Source organism: Anabaenopsis sp. FSS-46, from assembly GCF_029891665.1.
Lineage (GTDB): Bacteria > Cyanobacteriota > Cyanobacteriia > Cyanobacteriales > Nostocaceae > Anabaenopsis > Anabaenopsis arnoldii.
The window spans coordinates 1-15,656 of record NZ_JANQDG010000083.1; the positions used below are offsets into that span (position 1 = coordinate 1).

Here is a 15,656-nt window from a genome sequence, read left to right on the forward strand (position 1 = left end):
AAGGAATTATTATCTTAGATGATGTGACCACATTACAAGGTATACCCAGTATAGCATGGGAATATATGCTGGGCAATCGTTGCGCCTTAGAATGGATTTTAGATCAATATAAAGAGAAGAAACCCAAAGACCCGACTATTGCGGAAAAGTTCAACACTTACCGGTTTGCAGACTACAAAGAACAGGTCATAGATTTATTGATGCGGGTGTGTAGGGTGAGTGTGGAAACCATGAATATAGTTAATCAGATGTCGGGTGGTTAAGATCCCCGACTTCTCACATTATCACAGATAATCTAGGATAATTTAGCTAGAAGTCGGGGATCTGTGGGGGATCTGTGGGAGGGGATGGTAAGGCGATATTAAAGGCGATCGCCAATCTATACACTCCCATCCCTTTGTAAGGGGAGGGGTTGGGGGTGGGGTCAAACCTCATCATAATACCTGCGCAGGGCGATATTAAAGGCGATAGCGAAGCGCTGCTGCAAGGCGATCGCCTTCGCAATTTTACAAACAAACCCACGGGACTGCGGTCAAAAGCAAAACCATTAACCACCAATAAATACGGTTGTTACCGTTCCTCCGTCGGACACCCCAACCGCACCGCCACATTCTGACAGTGTTGCCCCACCCGGGGTTGTAAACCCCCAACTGTAACCAGATTTGCTGGTAACTGCACTGCAAATGATCGACCTGGATGTATTTCATCCCACATCGAACGCATCTGTGCTCCTCGTCCCTTACCCGGTGCATGGATGCCAAAACCAGAAATAACGCTGCACCACAGGGGTTGGAAATGCCGTATCAACACAGCTTCTGCCCAAGCAACCAAATCCACCGCCATTGCTACCACTGCAAAATCAAAATCCCCAACATCTAGATTTGTGGCTTGAAGGATGGAACTGCGATGTTCCCGCAAACGCCCAATCAAGCCTCCCCTAATGCTTCCCTTCCCAGTACGCTTACCCGGATTCTCAGCCTTGCCAATATAAATCGGCATACAGCAAGCAGTTTGGTTCGCAACCCGAACACCTGAATACAAGGGGAACTCACCCCTGTAATAAAGCAAATAAATACCCACATAGCCAGCCAACTCCTCTTTAAAATCTTCCAGTTGCGTAAGGGGATGGCATTGCTGTCTAGCCTGAAACTCAATTAATTGGTCGCGTAAACTGGGGGGTGCTTGAAAAACCTCTAGGGGCATGGGCAATTATGACTCAACAGCACCTATATCTTCCTGCGAACTGTTCCCCAAGGCAAATTTTCCCCTAACGACTCAGAACTTTTCCGCCAACGCTTGACCCCGAAGGAAGTTGAGGGGGTAATTCCTCTAAATGCTGGCGGATACTGGCGGCAATAATATAAGCTAGGGTGACGGGAACCGCATTGCCAATTTGTCGCATCGACTCACCCCAGGTACAGGGAAAACAATAATCATCGGGGAAAGTTTGCAATCTCGCCGCCTCCCGCACTGTAAAATAACGCACTTCCCGAGAAGGCAAAGCCAGCATATTCTCTCCACCAGGGACACCATGCACCCCCGCTTTCAAAGTTTTCGCCGGCTCATCCAAATTACTACCCGTATGTCCTGGATAACTTTTTGCTCCTGGGATGTAAACATGGTTGGGTATCGATGCTGCTATATCGACGTTTTCGGGTGGTGGCAAGTCAGAAATAGTATCCCGAACCGTACACCAAGGAGCAGTCATTGTACTTAACAAATTTGTGCCAAATCGTTGCAAACGGGATTTTAATTTTGCTGGTATTTCCGGACGGTCATTACTAGAAACACCGTGTTTCTCCCAATACTCACCCGTTACCCACTTGTGCCAAATCAAGGCTTCTTCGGTGTGGGTTGGTTCGCGAAAAGACCAATTAACATTCAAATCGTCACGAAAACCCACGATAAAAACCCGTTCCCGTTTCTGCGCTACTCCATAATCCGCCGCATTCAGCAACCTAAACGTGACCCGATAACCAAGGTCATCCCTAACACCACTATTGTGATGGCCTTGCAACCTCGCCAAATGGTCAACCCAAGACTCATCCTGTTTGGGCTGCATCTCAGGGTGGGCAAGCTGTAAGTTAATATACTTAAAATAATTGATAAAATTTTGACGCAATAACCCACGCACATTCTCAATCAAAAAAGCTTTAGGGCGTAACTCCCGTACCGCTTGAAAAAACCGGGGAAACATATCCCGTTTGTCGAGGTGGGCACCATGTCTTCCCCCGATCGAGAACGGTTGACACGGTGGACCACCAGCCAGTAAATCTATTTCCCCACCAAGACTAGAAAAATCGAAATCCAGGACATCCATCTGATGGACGCGCCAATCCCTAACAACAGATACCCCGCGCTGTTGATTTTCCCGAATTGTGTGGCAGCTGTGCTTATCGCGTTCGACGAGTGCCAAATGATGGAACCCAGCCTTAGCTGTCCCTAAAGCCAAACCTCCAGCACCCGTAAATAGTTCTACTGATTTCACGTTTTTGATTTCAAGAACACCTCATTATTATATAAAACTCGTATTTGAGTTGAGAAATTACCAGTAAGGAAAGGTATGGCAGAAGTATTGAAGGAATTGTACGAGGTTATATGCGATAGCGAAGCGCTGCTGCAAGCAGATCGCGCAACGCTGCTGTAAGGCGATAGCGAAGCGCTGCTGTAAGCAGATCGCCACTCTATACACTCCCCTCCCTTTGTAAGGGGAGGGGTTGGGGGTGGGGTCAAACCTCATCATAATACCCGCGCAGGGCGATATTAAAGGCGATCGCCTCAGTACAGATGCAATCATCCCCCAACCAGAATTAGGTTTTAGCAGAATACATACAAGTGAAGCCGTTATACCAACCCAGGTAAAACATCCTCACCAGACAAGGTTAATGGCAATTTTAAAATCTCTAGTTCTTGTCCAGGGCGATAAATTTCTACTTCCTGTTTTTTCCGATTTATTAACCAACCTAAACGACAACCATTTAATATATATTCCTGTATTTTCTCCTGAAGTTTTTTCAAATTATCCGATGGTGGCATAATTTCAATAGCAAAGTAGCGAAGCGCTGCTGCAAGCAGATCGCCCCGTATCCAAGCGCCCATCACCACTTACGGGGTTGAAAATCCGGCTCATTTAAAATCACCACGTCATCACCGCACAGACCTAAGACAAATAAACCTTGACCATCTGATATGGTAAAGAAACCAATTAACCCAGAGTCGCATCAATATGTATGTTTAAACTCGCTAATTTCAGGAGAATTTTAGAATGAATAATGGCAATAACTTTGAAGAAAAAATTTCAGCAGAAGATAAAAAATTAGAGTCGCAATATCCTTTAAATAAGCGTGTTTGGCAAGTAATAAAAAACTATATCCTGATACAGCTAAAACTTGTTCAAACGTAGATTTTCAAACATCCTCTGAAGATGTGTCGAATGTTTTTAAAGTTTATGATTGGTATAAAGAAAAATATCCAAATCAAGAAAATATTATTAATAGCTTAGGCTATAAGCCATTTTTGCTAAATGGAAAACTTTACCATATTCTCATCAAACTAGATTATGAATATGACAAACAGAAAATGCTGCACAAGCTAAAAGAACTAATTGATGATATGAATCAGGTAGAGAAAGATTCTCTTGCCGAGAATAATCTAGATTTTATTTATGAGGAATTTAAAAAGGGTGTAAGCTTCTACACCAAAATTAATTTTTTACAAACGAACATAGAAGAAACAAGGATAGATGATGAGATTGTTCAGTTATTAGCTGCTGGTATTTTTGATATCAATATATCATTATCAGCTTTTAAAAATCCTTTTTATTTAGATTCTCAGCCAATAATGTTTCATGCACATCAAGCATCTGAGAAATTTTTAAAATCATTATATGCCCAACATAAATTACATGAAATAAAGAGTTCTTGTCAAACAGTAGATACTTATGTTAAAAATAAAAATATTGGGCACAATATTATTTCCGACGAATTAATTACCCAATTAAAAGTAGCTGAATCTAATATAATCCAAATTGAACACAAAATTGAAGACCTACATAGAGAAGTCCAAAATATGACGAATATTAGATATAAAGATTCCGGCAAAACTATTGAGAATGCAATTAAGTGTATTGATTTAATGATAGAAATTTGTGGCTATGTTGCTGAAAGTTTTGTGAATATCATTAGAGTGAAAACAGTACAGCTTTAAGTGTGTATTCAGTTAGTTAAAATATCATTTTTAGGGTTCACATAAATTACTTAGTAACTAAAGTGAGTGACAATAGAACAGACAATATATATCTATGGTGTTGACATCATATTTATACACACCCCTGAAAAGCTGAGTTATTACTGTATAGATTACATTATCAAGGGCGATCGCGAAGCGCTGCTGCAAGCAGATCGCCTGAGTAAAGATGCAATCATCCCCCAATCATTTTTTTATAAACTAAAAATTACAATAGTTAATAACTGTTAATAAATTAACCATGACTACAGAATCCCCTATTAATTCTACTTCTCAGCCTCAAACTACCTCCGGAACCAGGGTGAGAAACTTCTTAATTGCCATAGTAGCGATCGCCCTGAGCGTAGCCTTAATATTAGGATTGAAAACCCAGACAACCTCCGCCTCTTTAGCCGACCTAGATAAAGCATCAACTCCCTTAGAAATGGCTACCAGCAACGGTAAACCGTCAATAGTCGAATTTTACGCTAACTGGTGTACTGTCTGCCAAAAAATGGCTCCTGATGTTGCCCAACTCAAACAACAATATGGGGACAGGGTAAACTTTGTCATGTTGAATGTAGATAATAACAAGTGGCTCCCAGAGATGCTCAAATACCGAGTAGATGGTATTCCCCACTTTGTGTTTTTAGGTGCAGATGGGGAAACCATCGCCCAAAGCATTGGAGATCAACCCCGTACGGTCATGGCCAGTAACTTAGAAGCCTTAGTTACGGGGTCATCTTTACCTTATGCGCCAACTAGTGGGGAGGTGTCCCAATTTCGCGCCCCAGTAGCACCGGTTAACAATCAAGATGACCCCCGCAGTCATGGGAGTCAGGTAATTAATTCAGGGTCACTGTAGGCGGATAGATACGCTACCGCCATGGGCTGGTAAACCTTCAGTTTCTGCTAGAGTTACAGCGGCTTTACCTATTTTTTGCAGTGCTTCTTGATTACACTCTAAATAGGTAATTCGCTTGAGAAAGTCATAGACACTCAAACCGGAGGCAAAACGGGCTGACCTGGCGGTGGGAAGTACATGGTTAGGTCCGCCTAGGTAATCCCCAATGGCTTCTGGGGTGTAACGTCCTAAAAACATACTCCCCGCACATTTAATCTGATCAGCAAATTCTTGGGGGTTATCTATGCACAGTTCGACGTGTTCGGGGGCTAACTGATTTAATAGTGGTATGCCATCGGTTAAGTTTTCCACTAAAATCACCGCACCATGTTTTTGCCAACTGGCGGTTGCTACTTCTTTGGTAGGGAGATGGGTGAGAATTTGCTCAATAGATTGGATCACATCCTGGGCAAACTGGGCAGAATCGGTAATTAAAATTGACTGGGCGCTGGGGTCGTGTTCTGCTTGGGATAGCAAATCCCAGGCGATCCATTCTGGGTTATTTTGGCTATCTGCTACTACCAAAATTTCTGATGGACCGGCTACACTGTCAATACCCACTGTTCCAAATACCTGGCGTTTGGCTTCGGCAACATAGGCGTTACCCGGACCGACAATTTTATCTACAGGGGCAATAGTTTCTGTACCATAGGCTAAAGCGCCGATCGCCTGGGCTCCCCCTATACTATAAATTTCTGTCACCCCGGCAATTTGGGCGGCCGCGAGGACTGCGGGGTTAATCGCACCCCCTGGCATAGGTACTGCCATAACAATCCTATCCACTCCCGCTATTTTAGCAGGTAGGGCATTCATCAGTACAGAACTCGGATAACTGGCGCGTCCTCCGGGGACATAGATACCTACCTGGGAGAGGGAAACCCAATTTAATCCTAGTTTGACTCCTGCTGTGTCGGTGTAACCAATATTTTGGGGGAGTTGTTTTTGGTGAAAGGACCCGATTCTGTCGGCTGCTAGTTGGAGAGATTCCTTGACATTTTGCGGACATTGTGCTGCTTGTTCGGCAATAAAATCGGCGCTTAAATGCAAGGATGGGGGAGTATAGTGATCAAAGCGGCTGGTATATTCTTTAACTGCCACATCGCCGCGCACTTTCACATCAGCCAGAATATTTTTCACTGTACCACTAACATCAACCGTTGCTTCCCGGCGATCGCTCACCAGTGCTTTGAATCTAACGGAAAAATCTGGAGCGGTTGTTTTAAGTAGTTGCATAGACTAAAATTCTCAAATGGTGCGGGTTTGGCGGTAATGTGACACACTCCTATACCTGTTTTCCACTAGGTCTAGGTTTCTCAGGGACTCCTGCTAGTAGTGCCAAGGGAGATTAACTGAGCTTTAATGACTACTATAATTCAGATGGGTTCTGCACATCGTTTTTCGTTTTTTATGACTATAGAACGAGTTCCCCAAATACACTATCCTCAAGCCGATATTTTCCGGCGAGGAATGTCTTTGGGGCTGGATTTCTTGGGGGTCTGGTTAATTAGTTCCATATTGGGAAGCGGTCAAGTTGGTATCCAGATACTGCAAATCCTCGTTTTTCTATGCTTCTGGGTAATTTTTCGGGTGGTGATAGTTTACAATAATCAAGGACAAAGTTTAGGGCGTTGGGCTTTTGACCTAAAAGTACTAGAAGTGAGCAATGGAGCAATTACCGGCAGAGTTCCTACCATGCGATCGCTCCTACAGCGAGAAGCTATAATCGGCACTGGTACGCTTTTGGTGTCGATTGCCCTGAGTAATATCATAGCTAATCCCACGGCTATACTGCTATTGCTTCCCTTAGCAATTGACTGTGGGGCGGCTTTGTCTGACAATCAGATGCAGCAAGCTCTCCATGATCGCTATGCTGGCACTTTGATAGTTTCTTCCCGCCGGGGTTACTCCTTAGATATTAAAATTAAGCGATTAGCTGAGAAAATGCGCCGAAGTGTGATAAGATAGTAATTTGTGTTAATTCTCTTCAGGCTTGACTGTTTGTTAAGATTATGGCTAAGAGTAAAGGTGTCCGCATAATAGTTACACTCGAATGTACAGAGTGTCGTAGTAACCCAGATAAGCGATCGCCAGGTGTTTCCAGATATACTAGCACCAAGAACCGTCGCAACACGACTAACCGGTTAGAACTGAAAAAGTTCTGTACCCATTGCAACAAACATACTGTTCATAAGGAAATCAAGTAAAGATGAGTTATTATCGTCGTCGCCTGTCTCCCATTAAGCCAGGAGAACCAATCGATTATAAAGATGTTGATTTGTTGCGCAAGTTTATTACCGAACGGGGTAAAATATTACCACGTCGGATTACAGGGCTGACCTGTAAGCAACAGCGAGACTTGACAGTGGCAATTAAACGGGCGCGGATTGTGGCTTTATTGCCATTTGTCAATGCAGAAGCGTAAAAACAAGTCATGAGTTATGAGTGATGAGTTAAGAATCAAAACTCCTAACTCAGAACTTGAAACTATTAAAAATGTTCACCAATAAATAGCGAGAGTTGTGGAGAAGGGTACGCTAGTTGAATTTAGGGTTCAAGGCGATCGCCGTTTGGGTGTAGTAGAACGCCCGGACGGTAAGACCCGTTGGTTTGTGATCGATGAACGTGGTCAATCCCACAGCCTCGCCCCCAGACAAATTAGTTATATAGTTAACGGACAAACCTATAAGTCCTCGGATATAGGGAGTTTTCAAGGGCAAGTTGAACCTTACATAGATCCCTCTAGTTTAGAAGTAGCTTGGGAATTACTGGTAGAAGATGGGGAAACAGTCACACCAGCGCAAATGGCCAACCTGCTGTTTTCCGAATCAGAACCAGCTGCTTGTTATGCTGCCCATTGTTTGTTATCGGAAGATAAACTGTATTTCAAGCAAAAGGGAGACGCTTATGAACCACGAACGGCGGTTCAGGTAGCAGAGCTAAAACACCAAATCGAAATTAAGGCACTTAAAGCCAGGGGACAGCAGGAATTTTTGGCTCGTGTAGAGCAAGCCCTGCGGGGTGAAACAGTGGATTGGCAACGTCATGACCGCCAGAAATTAGAAGCACTGGAAAAATACGCGGCTCTGCTGGCGGATGTTGTGCGGTTAGGAGTAAATTATGATAACCTAGCCCGATCATATCCTCCCCCAGCTCCAGTGTTAGAAACAATGAATATGCTCGGTCGTACTGCTACCCCCCCAGCAGCCTTGCAATTGTTAATAGATTTGGGTTGGTGGGATGCTCATGAAAACTTGTTTGTGCGTCGTTCCGCAATTCCGGTTCAGTTTCCTAGCAAGGTATTAGAAGTGGCGCAACAACGCTTAGATTCCCCCCCTACTGACTTAGATACAAATCGCCTAGATCTGTCTGGTTTAAAGGTATACACAATTGATGATGAAAGCACGACGGAGATAGACGATGGTTTAAGTTGGGAGTTACTTCCAGAAGGGCGGGAACGATTGTGGGTGCATATTGCTGACCCCACCCGCTGGTTAGCGCCAGAAGATGAATTAGACCTGGAAGCCAGAAAACGGGGAAGTACAGTTTATTTGCCGACGGGTATGGTTCCCATGTTCCCAGAATTGTTGGCAACAGGCCCCATGAGCTTGGTACAGGGAAAGATATGTTGCGCCTTGAGCTTTGGTGTGGTATTAGATCAAACAGGGGGGGTGGAAGATTATACTATTCATGCGAGCTTGATTAAACCTACCTATCGCCTCACCTACGAAGATGTAGATGAGATGCTGGAATTGGGAGTGCAAGCAGAACCTGAAATTGAGGCGATCGCCAACTGGGCAAAACGGCGCAAATCTTGGCGGTATAATCAAGGAGCCATCAGCATCAGTATGCCCGAGGCTATGATCAAAGTTAAAAACGATCAGATTGACATTGATATTTTAGATGATTCCTCATCGCGGCAACTGGTAGCAGAAATGATGATTTTGGCTGGTGAAGTAGCCGCCCGTTACGGTCAACTGCACAATATACCTTTGCCATTTCGCGGTCAACCACAACCAGAATTACCCCCAGAAGAGGAACTACTATTACTCCCCGCCGGATTTGTCCGCGCCTGCGCCATGCGCCGTTGTATGCCCAAGAGTGAAATGAGTATCACCCCTGTACGTCATGCTGGTTTGGGTTTAAATACCTACACTCAAGCAACCTCTCCCATCCGGCGCTACAGTGACTTATTGACTCACTTTCAACTCAAAGCCCATTTGCGCGGTGATGTTCCGCCTTTTTCCGCCGAACAGCTCAAAGAAGTGATGATGACAGTCATATCTACCACCCAAGAAGTGACAATGGTAGAACGGCAAACTAATAGATATTGGGCTTTAGAATATTTGCGCCGTCATCCAGATAAAGTGTGGGATGTGACACTGTTAATGTGGCTACGAGAAGATAGCAACTTAGGACTAATCTTATTAGAAGACCTAGGGCTACAGTTCCCCATGTTCTTTAAACGCTCCGTGGGATTAGGCGAACAGCTATTAGTAAAAGTTGCTCATGCAGACCCGCAAAAAGATATGATTCAGTTTCAAGAAATCATCTATCAAGAAAGTCAGTCAGGATCAACTTAAGTTGTGTGAGTCCTGGGGAAAATCATCGGTAATGTAGAGACTGGCGATAGTGAGTCTCTACATTAACTGGGGAGATATCGCCTAACTAGCCACCGCCTCGGCTTTTTTCTCTACTAATACATAAGGTTCCTCTTTCCCTTGTGCTAAATACGCAGCTAACTGACTTTCTATCTGGTCGCGGACAATTTGGCGATACTCTAGAAAATGCTCGTTGTGGGCACACGCAGAGATATAGTGTTCTAAAACTCCCGGATTACGTTTGAGGATACTAAATAAATGATGCCAGAATTTCCAACGAGTTTCCCGTTTAATCCCCTGTCGCCAAATGACAATGAGTAACGCTTTCACAACTACCCATTCTGGCATCTTAGCTGGGGCTTTCCACTTTGGTAAACCCATCATCAAGAAACAGCGATAGGTGCGGTCTAAGTATTTAATCGGGTCATATAAAGTACAGAACGCATCAATATATTCCCTGGCAATATCTTCCAGAGGACGGGTAGGGATGAAATTCATTAATGTGGTTTGGTTGATGTTACCATCTTGATTTTCCCGTAGTCGTCCTTCTTTTGTCAGACGATGCCACAATGCTGTATTGGGTAGCGCTTGCAACATGGCGAAGGTAGTAGAGGGAATTGCCGCTTGTTCCGCAAACCTGACAATGCGATCGCCCGCGCCGGCTTTTTCGCCATCAAAGCCAATAATAAACCCAGCCATAGGCCGCAGTCCAGCCTTAATAATAGTTTGCACAGCATCAGCTAGGGAACCGCGAGTATTTTGAAACTTCTTAGTTAATTGCAGACTCTCCTCATCTGGGGTTTCAATCCCCAAGAACACCGCCGAGAAACCAGACTCCACCATCAACTCCAGCATTTCTGGATCTTGTGCCAAATCCACAGAAGCCTCAGTGTCAAAGCGGAAAGGATACTGATGTTCAGCCATCCAGACTTTTAACTCTTTGAGTAACAATTTCACATTACGCTTATTACCGATAAAGTTATCATCTACCATAAACACACCCCGCCGCCAACCCAATTTATAGAGGTAATCTAACTCTGCTAATAGTTGGGCTGGGGTTTTCGTGCGGGGTTTACGGCCATAGAGTACAATAATGTCGCAGAATTCGCACTGGAAGGGACACCCACGGGAAAACTGCACCGACATCATATCATAGGCATCCAATTCTAGTAAATCAAACCGCGGGATGGGCGTAGTTGTGACATCTGGCTTTTCTGTGGCGCGGAAAACTCCAGAAGTTTCACCCCGTTGAATAGCATCAATAAACATGGGTAGCGTGATTTCCCCTTCATCGAGAATCAGAAAATCAGCACCGACATTTTGTACCTCGTGGGGTACAGAAGTGGGATAAGGTCCACCCACAGCCACTAACTTACCACGTTGTTTTGCTTCTTGAATTTGCCCTAATAAATCTTGCTTTTGGACAATCATGGCCGAGAAAATTACCACATCCGCCCAATCCCATTCTGCTGCTGTCACCGGGCGAATATTGCGATCTACTAGCTTAAACTCCCATTCTTGGGGTAAAATTGCCGCCACTGTTACTAAACCCAAAGGTGGTAATAAAACTTTGCGATCGACTAATGCCAAGATTTTTTCGTAAGACCAAAAGGTTTTGGGAAATATCGGATATACCAGTAAGATTCGCATATAGTATTAATCCTCACACTGTGATAGTTATCCCAACTGTAACTTAAATCGGATCAATTCCCCACGGAATAGGAATATCAGCGAATTCAAAACACAACTTTTGGTAACAGTTTAACACAGATCAATTAGTGATTTATGGAGAGTAAACTGGCATAGCGGTGATATTTTTCAGCCTCCTCAATTAATTTTTGTTCCTTTAACAGTTGAGCTAGTGCTTGATATGTTACAGCGCAGGAGCGGTCAAGGGTGAGAGACTGCAAATAGGCTGATACCGCCTTTTCCACATCATTGGAAGCTACATAAGCTAAACCTAAACGGTAGTAAGCCTGAGCATCATCAGGATGATGTGTAATATACTCTTGATCATCATTAATAGTTACCGCAGCATCTAACTCCCCACAGATAGAATTAGGTGATTGCTGTTGTAAATAAGTTTCCCACATTTGCTGATAACTGGTTTCTAAAGTCCTGGCCATGTTCTCCACATCTAACAAAGGAGACTTTTCCATTCTCTGGCGTATAGTCGGGCGCAAATTTGCTAGGATGTAAGGATTTTGGGCTAATTCTACAGCTTTTTGCACATACTCAGCCTGGCTGTGAGCAATGAAATCATCTAAACCCAAGGTATGGAGGATACTAGCACTCATGCGCTCCATTTTGCGACTCCCTGCGAGGGTGAGGGTGGGTACTCCCATCCATAAAGCTTCACAGGTGGTAGTACACCCTGTATAGGGGATGCTATCTAAATGCAGGTCAACTTGATTATATAGGTTGAGGTGGTCTTGGTCTGCTGCGTAACCACCGTATAAGGCGATGCGTTTGGGGTCGATACCCTCTTTCATAAACGGGGTTTGAATTTTCTCTGTAATTAGGGGGTTGAAAACATTAGAACTGGCGCATTTAATCACTAAGCGGGAATGGGGAACAGCTTTGAGGATTTCAGTCCACAAAGATAGGGTTTCCGGTGTCAGTTTCCTTAGGGTGTTGAAGGATGCAAAGGTAAAGATACCTGTTTTTTGGTAAGGAAGTTGGGTAATATCCGGTGTATCTTTTAACGGTTCATAACTGACATAGCACCGGGGTAAACGCCAAATTGTTTCGCTGGTTTTTTCTTTTGTATCAGGGGGGTGGAGAACTTCATCAGTAATCCAATAGTCAATGGTGGGTAACCCAGTAGTAGCAAAATATCCTAAGTATGTAGCTTGAATGGGGGCGGGTTTCATTCCCAATACCACCAAGCGGTTACTTACTGTGTGTCCCGCTAAGTCTACTAGAATATCTATGCGATCGCTTTTAATTAATTCTGCCACTTCTAAATCACTCATCCCCACTGTGGAACGCCAAGCGTCACAGATGTTAATAATTTCCTCCGTAATTCCATCTGGTTTACTCACCTCCCCATAACAGAAAACCTCTACACGACTGCGATCATGGTGTTGGATGACGGGTTTAATAAAAGCACTGACTGAATGTCTGCGAAAATCAGGGGAAATATAGCCAATGCGTAGGGGTCGGTGTGGGGTTTTAGGGTTGGGGTGATTTTTGATGTGTGGTAACCATTGATTCACTACCTGCTGTAAATACCACAGTTCGGCAGAGTCTAGGATTTCTTGGGGGGTAAAGTTGCTCAGAGCACTAATGTTAAACAAAAAACTAGAATGGAGTTTGGGGTGATGGGGGTTAATTTTTAGAGCTTCATTGAAGAGATTAATCGACTCCAGGATTTTTCCTTGGTCGTTGGCGAAATACCCTAAAAGTTCGTAGATTTCGCTGTGCTGAGGATTGATTTTCAGGACTTTTTCAATACATTCTTGGGCTAAATTCGGTTGTCCGTTTTGATAGTAAACATAACTTAAATTTTTCAGCGCCCCCATGTATTCTGGGTCGATTTCTACAGCCAGATTATAGTAGTATATAGCTTCAATATAATATTTCTCGTTTTGGAAAATACAGCCTAGGTTGTAGTAAGCTAAAACTGCCTCTGGGTCTAGTTCAATCACGTATTCAAAGCATTTTTGCGCCTCTTTTAATTTCCCTTGATTAACTAAGTCCGTGCCTGTATTATTGATATGATTGGTCAGCTTTGGTAATAGTTCTAGTTCACTAGGCTCTAAAAGATTGGCGATCGCATCCACATTTTCCTGTTCATAGATCAGGGCTAAGTTAAATTTTGCCCCTTGATGGCCGGGGTCGAGTGCTAAAACTTGGGAAAATTCCCCTATGGCTGCGGTAAACTGTTGCTGTCGCCGATAAATTAAGCCTAAACGATAGTGAGCTTTAGTGTAATTGGGGTGAATGGCGATCGCCTGGGTGTGGTGATTAATCCCTGCTTCCCAGTTATGCTGTTGTTCATAGACCAATCCCAAATTATGGTGAGATTTAGCTAACTGCGGTTGGATACTCACAGCCCGTAAATACCATTTTTCTGCTAAAGTTAATTCATGTTGTTGGCTTAAAATATTCCCGAACAGATGGCAGATTTCTGCTGCTACCTCTCCTCCCCCCCGGTTGGTTAATCTAGTAATTAGATATTCCTCTAAGCAGTCGTAAAATTCCTCCCTCAAAGTTGGTTTAAAGGAGATACTCTGTGTTAGTATGGGGTTGAGTTCTGTAAGTAGGGTTGGTAACTCTATAGCTGCTAAGTGTTGCTCTAATTTCAGGCATAACTCAGCCTCATCTGTGTAGTTAAAATAAATCAGTAATGGTTGCAGTAGGGTTTCAATAATTAAACATTGTTCTGGGCTGAGGCTTTGAGTCCAGGGTGTTGCTGGGGGTAAACAATACTGGTTAATTAAAGTAATTCCTGCATCTGTGGCTGTAAGTTCTAATGTAAGTTTTAAATATTCAGCTAATTGAGTAATAGTTAAATCTACTTGAGAAACTAAGTTTTCTCTGGCGATGAATAAAGTATGCTCTTGGGGAAACCATTTTTCTTGATATTGTTGCCACAGATTTAATAAGCTAGATGCAAAAGCGGCTTTTTCTGTGGGAGTAGTCACCAGACTAGCGAGAATTTCCCGCGGGTCTTGATGTACATAAATGCTTTTAGCTTCACCTTGGTGAATTTTCCCCAGGACTAATTCTGAAGTAACCCGATATTCCACCAGTGTAACCGCAGAAGTTAGATCAATCAGTTTAAAATAAGCCTCTATTTCCGGTGCTGTGTTACAAGCTATTCCTTGGGTAGCTTGGTTACCGATGTCAGTGACTAAGGAATTACAAAGGTTGTAAGATAACTTTCTTAACTCATTGCTAATCCCACCGCAAAAAATAATCATAGCTCGTAAATATAACCCTCTTGTACTTAATCTTACATTACCACAACCGGAGTATCCTTACTCAGTCTCAATAGCGATCGCCCCTTAATACCCCCAAACCCCGGTGGTTGAGCGCAGTCGAAACCCAAACCCGGTGGTTGAGCGTAGTCGAAACCCGGTGGTTGAGCGTAGTCGAAACCCCGCTAGTTGAGCACCGACCACCGTCAACGGTTCGACTCCGCTCACCGACCACCGTCAACCGTCAACCGTCAAGAAAGCTGTTCTAACCAACTTTGTAACTGTTGTATATCCCTAAAGTCTAATAATTCTTCTGCTAAACTTTCCAGTTGCTCTACTGGTAGCATTTGAATTTGCTGTTTTACTGTATCATCCAAGGTTCCTAAGCGCCGCTGTAACAGACGTAGAACCAATTGGCTCTCTCCTTCTTGTCGTCCTTCTTGTCGTCCTTCTTGTCGTCCCTGTTGTAATCCCTGTTGTAATCCCTGTTGTAATCCCTGTTGTAATCCCTGTTTTTCCCCCTGCTGTAATCCCTCTTTCAATATTTCCTGATACCAGGGTGATTCTCTTAATACTGTCATGTCCCACCTCATGATTTGTTGAACTAAGGGAATATCTAAGACAAAACTAGCAAAAAATGACAATAACGGTTCTAAGTCTTGCAGTTGCTCATCCCGCCTTAACTCCCTCACCGCTTGGCGTAATTTATCTTCCCTGCTTCCACCCTGTAAAATTGGTACAAATGGCAATAGGGTTGATATGTTCTGCTCAAACACCAGATTAACATCCACTTCCCACAGGTTAATCACCTGGTAATCTTGATGAGCAGTTATCCCTAATATCTCTGATTCGTAACGTTGGGGAATGGTTTGTTTACTGCTTGGGGGGAGGATGTTAATTAAGACTGGATACACCCGTAAGTTATAACGTTCTTCTGCTAAAGCTGTATAAGCCCGTATCCTTCGGGGCATTCTCTGATTGTACCGTAGTTGTAATTCGTTAAGG

The 15,656-nt window shown here is 43.6% G+C and carries 16 protein-coding genes and 1 pseudogene; 8 read left to right on the forward strand and 9 right to left on the reverse strand.

Translation table 11 applies throughout. The annotated features are described in order from the left end of the window. The coding region (locus NWP21_RS10025) for a type ISP restriction/modification enzyme (protein ID WP_348519769.1) at positions 1-263 on the forward strand (263 nt) is incomplete at its 5' end. A 46-nt stretch (positions 264-309) separates the two neighbouring features. Here the strand turns inward: NWP21_RS10025 and NWP21_RS10030 are convergent. The 5 genes and pseudogenes from NWP21_RS10030 to NWP21_RS10050 form a co-directional block, all read right to left on the reverse strand. After that, positions 310-555, reverse strand: coding sequence for a hypothetical protein (locus NWP21_RS10030; protein ID WP_280792584.1), 246 nt, complete (start codon positions 553-555; stop codon positions 310-312). A 15-nt stretch (positions 556-570) separates the two neighbouring features. Then, positions 571-1,203 carry an Eco29kI family restriction endonuclease gene (locus tag NWP21_RS10035; RefSeq protein WP_280792585.1) on the reverse strand — a complete coding sequence of 211 codons (633 nt, stop codon included), beginning with the start codon at positions 1,201-1,203 and terminating at the stop codon, positions 571-573. Between the two features lie 64 nt (positions 1,204-1,267). Further along, a complete protein-coding gene (locus tag NWP21_RS10040) occupies positions 1,268-2,488 on the reverse strand; it encodes a DNA cytosine methyltransferase (RefSeq protein WP_280792586.1) in 1,221 nt (406 codons plus the stop codon). Positions 2,489-2,545: 57 nt separating this feature from the next. Then, positions 2,546-2,797, reverse strand: a complete 252-nt coding sequence (locus NWP21_RS10045) for a hypothetical protein (protein ID WP_280792587.1) — start codon at positions 2,795-2,797, stop codon at positions 2,546-2,548. 47 nt (positions 2,798-2,844) lie between these two features. Next, positions 2,845-3,045: pseudogene (locus NWP21_RS10050) on the reverse strand (Uma2 family endonuclease); the annotation flags it as partial. A 303-nt stretch (positions 3,046-3,348) separates the two neighbouring features. Here NWP21_RS10050 and NWP21_RS10055 point away from each other — a divergent pair. The 3 genes from NWP21_RS10055 to NWP21_RS10065 all read left to right on the forward strand — a co-directional run bounded on the left by NWP21_RS10055 (position 3,349) and on the right by NWP21_RS10065 (position 5,089). Beyond that, on the forward strand, positions 3,349-4,206 hold the full coding sequence (locus NWP21_RS10055) for a hypothetical protein (protein ID WP_280792588.1): 858 nt from the start codon (positions 3,349-3,351) through the stop codon (positions 4,204-4,206). 66 nt (positions 4,207-4,272) lie between these two features. Then, entirely contained in the window at positions 4,273-4,476 is a 204-nt protein-coding gene (locus NWP21_RS10060) for a hypothetical protein (RefSeq protein ID WP_280792589.1), read from the forward strand. A gap of 10 nt (positions 4,477-4,486) precedes the next feature. Continuing rightward, positions 4,487-5,089: a thioredoxin family protein gene (locus tag NWP21_RS10065; protein WP_280792590.1), complete on the forward strand. Its 603-nt coding sequence runs from the start codon at positions 4,487-4,489 to the stop codon at positions 5,087-5,089. Here the strand turns inward: NWP21_RS10065 and hisD are convergent. Further along, a complete protein-coding gene (gene hisD, locus NWP21_RS10070) occupies positions 5,081-6,361 on the reverse strand; it encodes a histidinol dehydrogenase (RefSeq protein ID WP_280792591.1) in 1,281 nt (426 codons plus the stop codon). The genes NWP21_RS10065 and hisD overlap by 9 nt on opposite strands. A gap of 174 nt (positions 6,362-6,535) precedes the next feature. Between hisD and NWP21_RS10075 the strand changes: the two genes are divergently transcribed. The 4 genes from NWP21_RS10075 to NWP21_RS10090 all read left to right on the forward strand — a co-directional run bounded on the left by NWP21_RS10075 (position 6,536) and on the right by NWP21_RS10090 (position 9,708). After that, positions 6,536-7,093 (forward strand): RDD family protein, encoded by a 558-nt coding sequence (locus NWP21_RS10075; protein WP_280792595.1) that lies wholly within the window; start codon positions 6,536-6,538, stop codon positions 7,091-7,093. A gap of 44 nt (positions 7,094-7,137) precedes the next feature. After that, positions 7,138-7,332, forward strand: coding sequence for a 50S ribosomal protein L33 (rpmG, locus tag NWP21_RS10080; RefSeq protein WP_271732604.1), 195 nt, complete (start codon positions 7,138-7,140; stop codon positions 7,330-7,332). Positions 7,333-7,334: 2 nt separating this feature from the next. Further along, the gene (gene rpsR, locus NWP21_RS10085) at positions 7,335-7,550 is read left to right on the forward strand and encodes a 30S ribosomal protein S18 (protein WP_271732602.1); all 216 of its coding nucleotides are present in this window, start codon (positions 7,335-7,337) and stop codon (positions 7,548-7,550) included. 97 nt (positions 7,551-7,647) lie between these two features. Further along, a complete protein-coding gene (locus tag NWP21_RS10090) occupies positions 7,648-9,708 on the forward strand; it encodes a ribonuclease R (protein ID WP_280792592.1) in 2,061 nt (686 codons plus the stop codon). An 81-nt stretch (positions 9,709-9,789) separates the two neighbouring features. Here the strand turns inward: NWP21_RS10090 and NWP21_RS10095 are convergent, their stop codons facing one another. The 3 genes from NWP21_RS10095 to NWP21_RS10105 form a co-directional block, all read right to left on the reverse strand. Further along, positions 9,790-11,376 (reverse strand): B12-binding domain-containing radical SAM protein, encoded by a 1,587-nt coding sequence (locus NWP21_RS10095; RefSeq protein ID WP_271732600.1) that lies wholly within the window; start codon positions 11,374-11,376, stop codon positions 9,790-9,792. Between the two features lie 125 nt (positions 11,377-11,501). After that, the gene (locus NWP21_RS10100; RefSeq protein WP_280792593.1) at positions 11,502-14,654 is read right to left on the reverse strand and encodes a tetratricopeptide repeat protein; all 3,153 of its coding nucleotides are present in this window, start codon (positions 14,652-14,654) and stop codon (positions 11,502-11,504) included. Positions 14,655-14,902: 248 nt separating this feature from the next. After that, positions 14,903-15,656, reverse strand: a 754-nt coding sequence (locus tag NWP21_RS10105; RefSeq protein ID WP_280792594.1) for a DUF4351 domain-containing protein, incomplete at its 5' end; no start/stop codon positions are given.

What these genes read in the sequence shown, in the direction of transcription:
- NWP21_RS10035 (WP_280792585.1), bottom strand. Translation starts at nt 1,203, where the DNA reads ATGCCCCTAGAGGTTTTTCAAGCACCCCCCAGTTTACGCGACCAATTA.
- NWP21_RS10045 (WP_280792587.1), bottom strand. Translation starts at nt 2,797, where the DNA reads ATGATTGCATCTGTACTGAGGCGATCGCCTTTAATATCGCCCTGCGCG.
- NWP21_RS10065 (WP_280792590.1), top strand. Translation starts at nt 4,487, where the DNA reads ATGACTACAGAATCCCCTATTAATTCTACTTCTCAGCCTCAAACTACC.
- hisD (WP_280792591.1), bottom strand. Translation starts at nt 6,361, where the DNA reads ATGCAACTACTTAAAACAACCGCTCCAGATTTTTCCGTTAGATTCAAA.
- NWP21_RS10075 (WP_280792595.1), top strand. Translation starts at nt 6,536, where the DNA reads ATGACTATAGAACGAGTTCCCCAAATACACTATCCTCAAGCCGATATT.
- rpmG (WP_271732604.1), top strand. Translation starts at nt 7,138, where the DNA reads ATGGCTAAGAGTAAAGGTGTCCGCATAATAGTTACACTCGAATGTACA.
- rpsR (WP_271732602.1), top strand. Translation starts at nt 7,335, where the DNA reads ATGAGTTATTATCGTCGTCGCCTGTCTCCCATTAAGCCAGGAGAACCA.
- NWP21_RS10095 (WP_271732600.1), bottom strand. Translation starts at nt 11,376, where the DNA reads ATGCGAATCTTACTGGTATATCCGATATTTCCCAAAACCTTTTGGTCT.
- NWP21_RS10100 (WP_280792593.1), bottom strand. Translation starts at nt 14,654, where the DNA reads ATGATTATTTTTTGCGGTGGGATTAGCAATGAGTTAAGAAAGTTATCT.